The organism is Clostridium psychrophilum (assembly GCF_018861705.1).
Lineage (GTDB): Bacteria > Bacillota > Clostridia > Clostridiales > Clostridiaceae > Clostridium_AD > Clostridium_AD psychrophilum.
In genome coordinates this window covers 1-6,577 of sequence record NZ_JAHLEC010000145.1, presented here as the reverse complement: position 1 = coordinate 6,577, position 6,577 = coordinate 1, and the positions used below count along the sequence as shown (strand labels likewise).

Here is a 6,577-nt window from a genome sequence, read left to right as displayed (position 1 = left end):
GATTCCGCCTCACGGTGGACACCCTTGTCTTAAGCTAACGGATGGCACTATCAGCCCCCGTATCGGACTTTCACCGACGAGTAAACGCCCATGCCAGGCACACTAAAAAAATGGATCCATAGGTTTCATCCTATGGATCCATTAATACTTTCTACTATCCCTTAAATCCTCTGTTGTTTTGTTGTTTCCTTGCTCTTCTGCAATCAGGACATCTTTTAGGTTCATTTTCAAATCCTTTTTCTTTGTAAAATTCTTGTTCACCCTCAGTGAATACAAATTCTTTACCACAGTCAATACAAATTAAAGTTTTATCTGCCATTTTAACCATTCCTCCTCTTATACATATATAATCTAACAACCGTTTTAACAATTATATTCTAAAAACAGAATACAAAGTTATGTATCAGTTGAAATTTTATCTAAATAAGTAGTACAATCTTTTTCACATAAATGTTTTTTAAATTCATTTAATTTCGATAAATCAACCCACTCTGACACTTGCTCAATTTTACATTCCATGGGATTAACACCTCACTTTCGGTGTATTTCAATATTTAATAAAACTCTAGAAACAAGTTGAAAGCACTTCAATAAATTTTATTTTATACTATTATATATCAAATCTAAGTTTTCTTTCATACACTTTAAATAATCCTTATTATTCTCTTTGCTCTCTATGGTGTGTATTTTTTCAACTTTAGCCCCTAATTCTTTAGCAAGTGCATCGGAAACTTTTGTACTTACCATATCCTCAACAAATATAATTTTAATTTTATTCTTTTTACAATAATCTGTTAATTCCTTTAACTTTTTAGCACTTGGTTCGCCTTCTGCAAAAACATCTTCTACACTGTTTTGTTTTAATCCAAAATCTCTGCAAAGGTATGCAAAAGCGGCATGTCCAGTTACGAAGCTTTTATTACTAGTTGTCTGGAATTTTTTATTATATTCATTATAAAGATTATCAAGCTTTAAGGCAAACTCATTGTAATTTTTCTCATAATAACTTTTATTAGATGGATCTGCTTTTACTAAAGCATCTTTTATATTTTTAGATTCATTTTTTGCACCTTTTAAGCTAATCCATAAATGTGGATCATATTGTCCATCTTCTGTCTTTGAAATATTCTCTATTGGTTTTGAACCTTTTGAAGCATCAACTGAAATTAAAGTTTTATTATCTACAGATTTTAAAACTTTATCAGCCCATGATTCCATACTAAACCCATTGTAGACAAATATTTTAGCATCACTTAAGTTTTCAAGATCTTTTGCTGTTGGCTCAAAATCATGTGGTTCAGTACCATTAGGTATAATAGTTACTATATCAACTTTATCTTTTCCTACTGCAGCTGTAAGTTCTCTCATTGCATTAAATGAAACCACAACTTTTACTTTCCCTTGATTTTTCACGCTGTTATTTTCTACTGATTTTTTATTGCCACATGCTGTAAATGTTAGTATCGTAGCACTAAGTAAAACAAATATTATTAACTTTTTAAACATTTTTATCACTCCTTGAATTTTGTTCTTGCAAGTCATTCGCATTTACATATATAATATAAGTATAAAAGTTATTTGTCAATAATATTAACCACATATTTTTCCAAATACATTTTATATCTTAATAAAGTTATATCTTAATAAAGTTATAAAATATTTTGGATTGGAGTAGACTGTTTAATGTCAATATATATAATTGGAGAAAATATAATGTCTGTAATAATATCTTTTATAAGATAGCACAAAAATTAATATTGAAAAGTTTCGTATAAAATGTTTAAAATAAATTTCAATTTTTAACATATAATAATATAATTTAATATAAGCTTAAATACTAATGGTTTGCATTTATAAATAAATGATAATGGAAATGTTATAAAAAGGTGTTTTTAATGTGGAGAATGTTATTATTAAGATTAATGGAAGAGGCGATATTTATATTGATAATTTACCCAATTATAGTGGTTTTGTTGATTTAAATAATCCTAAGATATTTCGAGGAATTTTTGAATCAGGAGAAGTTAGAGAGTACAAAAAATACGATAATAAAAACAAAAAACTTAACAAACTAGAAATAACAGTAGGTGAAAAAATTATTTATTCTGGAGAAAGTGATATTAATTTATATGCTTATATAACAAATAATGAGAAATATAATGAACTTTATATAACCGAAGAATATATAATTGGTAATATTATTAAGTGTTATTGTAACAAAGAAGAAAAAGCTAAATATAACTTTAATGAGATTAAAACCTGGTTTAAAAATGAAACACTTACAATACCATTTCAGAACCTAATGATTAAAGGAACTTGTAATTATAAATTAAAGATTAACAAAGGATGTGAACTTAAGAACTTTTTTTTAACAGACACTATAGTTGAGAATGGAGTAATTCAAGGATATACATTAAGAAAAAAAATTAATAATAATTTCACTTATGAATATTCTGGAGATGTTAATGAAAATTATAATTCAATTTGGCAAGGTTGTGACAGTACTGTAGTATTTTTGATCAAGATGTATGTATAATAAATTTAAAGGGAGAATTTAAACATTGTTCACAATACATATATGCTAGTGATACTTTAAGCTCAAAACTTTATGCAAAATCATGAAAGATAAAAGAGACAAATTTGTTGTTATTGTAGCTGGTTATCCTGAACTTATGGAGAAATTCTTAAAATCTAATCCTGGATTAAAATCGAGATTTACAGAAAAATTTATTTTTGAAGATTACAATGAGAAAGAAAAGATAGAAATTTTAAAAAAAATAGCAAATAAAAATAAAATTACATTTGATAATAAAACACAAAATTTAATAAAAGAACAAATGCAGTCATTGTATGAACAATATGGGGATGGATTTGCTAATGCTAGAGGCGTAAAAAACTATTTCGAGACTATAATTAGGGATTGTTTAGTTCCACGAATATTTAAGAACATGGCAACAAAGTCAATAAATGAGAAGAGGGTATATGCTCATAAAATTAAAGATTATAAACAAACTTATGTTATTGTAAAAGAAGATATAAAAAATGCCACTGAGAAGACAAAAAACAGATTAGAAAATAAAGTACCAAATCATAAAAAAGATATTTTGAAGGCAATTTAGCTATGAAAACAAATGAAATGTTAATAGTAAATTCTATTATATGAAAGAAATAGCATAGCAGTTGTTTAATTGAAATCAACAGGTGATTTTTACGCAGAACATGAAAGACATTACACAATGTACCACGATATTTACGATTAGGGAAAGAATAATTAAAATTCTTACTAGTAAGCACTAAAAATCTTATATATATAAGGAGTATACTTATGAAAAAGGGAGATAAGGTAGTAGCAATTTTGATAATTTTTCTTGTCTTAATAAGTGGAATTGGAACATTTATTTACAAACAACACATTAAAAGTAATCATAATTTCGCTGTCATTAAAATGGATGGCAAAATAATTCAAACTATAGATCTTAATGCTGTGAAGTCACAGAAGGAATGGAATATTTACACTAAAACTGGAGATTATAATTTAATTGAAATACTTCCTGGGAAAATACGAATTAAAGATTCTGATTGTCCCGATAAAATATGTGTAAAAGAAGGTTGGATATCGCAGGCTGGGCAAATATTAGTATGTCTTCCACATAAATTGATAATTAAAATAAATGGGAAAAACAATACAGTGGATAGTGTTCTTAATTAGCCATAGCATTGTGAATTATATTGTCCATCTTCTGTTTTTGAAGTATTCTCTATTGATTTTGAACCTTTTGAACATTTTTATAATTTTATTCTTGCAAATCATTCGCATTTGCATATATAATATACTTATAAAGAAAACTTTGTCAACAGTAGCATTTACATATTTTTTTAGAAAATCAATATGATAATGGAATTGCCAAATGGCTAAAGAATATTGATTGGAGGATAATTATGATTCAAATTAACAATTTATTTTTTTCTTATACTAACTCGGCACCATATGTTCTTAATGATATTAGTTTAACTATCGATGATGGTGAATATCTATCTATATTAGGGGATAATGGTTCTGGTAAAAGTACTCTTGTAAAATTAATACTAAATCTTTTGTCTCCTACTAAAGGTACTATAACAATTTCGAATAAAGATATTGGATATGTTCCCCAAAAGTCTGATTTCTTAAATTCACAATTTCCGATTACTGTATATGAGATGCTCAATTGCTACAGAAAAGTATTAAAAATAAAAGATAAGGGTTTAGTAACTAAAGCTTTAGCAAATATTAACATGCTGGATTTTAAAGATTCACTTATAGGAACATTATCTGGTGGACAATGTCAAAAGATATTTATAGTAAGAGCACTACTAGGAAGTCCCAGTTTGTTAATTTTAGATGAACCTTCCACAGGAGTTGATGTAAATAGCCAGAAAGATATTTATAGAATAATTAAAGACTTGAATAAAACTAATAAAATAACTGTTATTGCTATTGAACATAACCTTAATGCAGCAATGAAAAATTCTTCGATTATTTATCATATATCCAAAGGAAAAGGTCATCTATGCACCCCTGATATCTATATTAAAGAATATTTAAATGCTAATAAAGGTGATGATTTCAATGTTTCAATATAGTTTTATGCAAAATGCTTTTATGATATCTATATTAATTTCTATACTTTGTCCATGTATTGGTTTTTTTCTAGTACTGAGAAGATATTCAATGATTGGTGACACATTAGCCCATGCCTCTCTTGCAGGAATTTCAATTGGATTATTATTTAACGGAAATCCTATAATAGGTTCATTTGTATTTACATCATTTTGTGGAGTATTAATCGAATTTTTAAGAGATTATTTCAAAAAATATGCTGAACTAATACTTGTTGTAGTATTGTCTTTGAGCGTTGGAATTGCAATTACTATTATGAGTTCCGGGAAACTAGATGCAAATGTTAATTCATTTCTATTTGGAAGTGTATTAACTGTAACAAGAGATGATTTATATGCTGTCTTAGGATTAAGTTTAGTATCAATTATAACTTTGATAATTTTATATAATAAGCTTGTTATTATAGCCTTTGATGAAGAAGCAGCCAAAGTTGCAAAAGTAAATGTTAAATTAATTAATTACATCTTTGCTATATTAGTTGCTGCTACAATATCTGTTTCTATGAGAATTGTGGGAGTACTTGTTTTAAGCTCAATGATTGCGTTACCTGTTGCTACAGCAATGCAACTTACAAAAGGTTTTAAAACAACTCTCTTATACTCAATATTGTTTAGTGTAATTGATATATTGTTGGCATTGTATATTTCATATTATATGAATTGTGCTCCGGGGGGAATAACTGCATTGAGCTCAGTTGTATTACTTGCATTAGTCATATGTACAAAAAAATGTATATCCGTTGTTTCTAGAAAAGCATGAGAAAATAGGAAGAACAATTGAATTCCTTCTTTTTTATTTTGCATTATATTAAAATCTAACGAATGTCACCCCGCTAATGACTTATTATGTTGTATGTTTTTACTTTATGGTTGTTCAGCACTTAATAATGTCAACCTGACTATAAATAAAGGAGATATAGTTGCTATACTGGGACCAAATGGCGCAGGCAATTCTACTTTATTTCAACTTTTCAATGGTCTTTTACAACCAACGTCTGGCACCATTACTGTTGACGGATTACAGGTTTGTAAGAAAAACCTACCACAAATTCGCCGTGGTGTTGGTATGGTTTTTCAAGATTCTGACGATCAACTTTTTAATTCTACTGTGCACCAAGAAATTGCATATGGTCTTATGAATATGCATATCTCCGGTAAGGAGTTAGAAGAGTCTATAGCATGGGCTCTAGATGTAGTAGGAATGACGGGGTACGATAGTAGAAGCCCTTATAATTTAAGTGGTGGTGAAAAAAAGAGGGTAGCTTTAGCAAGTGTTCTGGCTATGGGGCCGAAAGTTATGGTCTTGGCTGAACCTACTTCTTCCTTAGATCCACGAGGGGTAAGTAAACTTATTAGATTATTGAATTTAATAAATGAAAAGCTCGGAATTGCTCTGATTTTTGCCACACATGATGTTGATATTGTCCCTTTGCTTGCTAATAGAGTATATCTTCTAAGTAAAGGTGAAATTATCCTAGTTGGTACTACAGAGGAGGTATTTAGCCATAACCCTACTAAAAATGCATATAAATAGATAACATACTTCGAAGCTACAATCATAATATTATCTAGAAATGCGTTTTTATTTGCTAAATTGTTTATTAGCCTAAATAAAATCAAGTTCATATTTTCACTCTCCAATCTTTAATAAAACATACAAAGAGCTTGTAACCTATATATTACAAGCTCTTTGTATGTTATATATCCCTTTATTATGTATCTTATTGCTTCAAAAGAAGTTTAACGTATAATCATATTTTCATATTTTGTTCCATGCAAATATGATTATATCATAGGAATTTCCATATTAATAATATGATTATCCCACAAAAAGCTTGTAATTACTTCCAAACGTAGTAATTATGATATAATAATATCAAAATCAGTACGTAGAGGAGGATTACTATGTTTTGCAAAA

At 28.1% G+C, this 6,577-nt stretch carries 8 protein-coding genes and 1 pseudogene; 6 read left to right on the top strand and 3 right to left on the bottom strand.

What is annotated here, in order from left to right; genetic code table 11:
- Nucleotides 1-154 precede the first annotated feature (154 nt).
- The 3 genes from KPL38_RS17600 to KPL38_RS17595 form a co-directional block, all read right to left on the bottom strand.
- Nucleotides 155-319, bottom strand: coding sequence for a zinc-ribbon domain-containing protein (locus KPL38_RS17600; protein ID WP_216290443.1), 165 nt, complete (start codon nucleotides 317-319; stop codon nucleotides 155-157).
- A 77-nt stretch (nucleotides 320-396) separates the two neighbouring features.
- On the bottom strand, nucleotides 397-519 hold the full coding sequence (locus KPL38_RS20130; protein WP_281419370.1) for a hypothetical protein: 123 nt from the start codon (nucleotides 517-519) through the stop codon (nucleotides 397-399).
- A gap of 78 nt (nucleotides 520-597) precedes the next feature.
- Nucleotides 598-1,506 carry a metal ABC transporter substrate-binding protein gene (locus tag KPL38_RS17595; RefSeq protein WP_216290442.1) on the bottom strand — a complete coding sequence of 303 codons (909 nt, stop codon included), beginning with the start codon at nucleotides 1,504-1,506 and terminating at the stop codon, nucleotides 598-600.
- A 391-nt stretch (nucleotides 1,507-1,897) separates the two neighbouring features.
- Between KPL38_RS17595 and KPL38_RS17590 the strand changes: the two genes are divergently transcribed.
- The 6 genes and pseudogenes from KPL38_RS17590 to KPL38_RS17565 all read left to right on the top strand — a co-directional run.
- Nucleotides 1,898-2,536, top strand: a complete 639-nt coding sequence (locus KPL38_RS17590) for a hypothetical protein (RefSeq protein WP_216290441.1) — start codon at nucleotides 1,898-1,900, stop codon at nucleotides 2,534-2,536.
- A gap of 82 nt (nucleotides 2,537-2,618) precedes the next feature.
- The gene (locus KPL38_RS17585; protein ID WP_216290440.1) at nucleotides 2,619-3,119 is read left to right on the top strand and encodes a P-loop NTPase family protein; all 501 of its coding nucleotides are present in this window, start codon (nucleotides 2,619-2,621) and stop codon (nucleotides 3,117-3,119) included.
- Nucleotides 3,120-3,325: 206 nt separating this feature from the next.
- Entirely contained in the window at nucleotides 3,326-3,709 is a 384-nt protein-coding gene (locus KPL38_RS17580; protein WP_216290439.1) for a NusG domain II-containing protein, read from the top strand.
- Nucleotides 3,710-3,939: 230 nt separating this feature from the next.
- On the top strand, nucleotides 3,940-4,623 hold the full coding sequence (locus KPL38_RS17575; RefSeq protein ID WP_216290438.1) for a metal ABC transporter ATP-binding protein: 684 nt from the start codon (nucleotides 3,940-3,942) through the stop codon (nucleotides 4,621-4,623).
- Nucleotides 4,610-5,419 (top strand): metal ABC transporter permease, encoded by an 810-nt coding sequence (locus tag KPL38_RS17570; protein ID WP_216290437.1) that lies wholly within the window; start codon nucleotides 4,610-4,612, stop codon nucleotides 5,417-5,419. The genes KPL38_RS17575 and KPL38_RS17570 overlap by 14 nt, the downstream gene beginning before the upstream one ends.
- Before the next feature lie 93 nt (nucleotides 5,420-5,512).
- Nucleotides 5,513-6,166: pseudogene (locus tag KPL38_RS17565) on the top strand (energy-coupling factor ABC transporter ATP-binding protein); the annotation flags it as partial.
- Nucleotides 6,167-6,577: the final 411 nt, after the last annotated feature.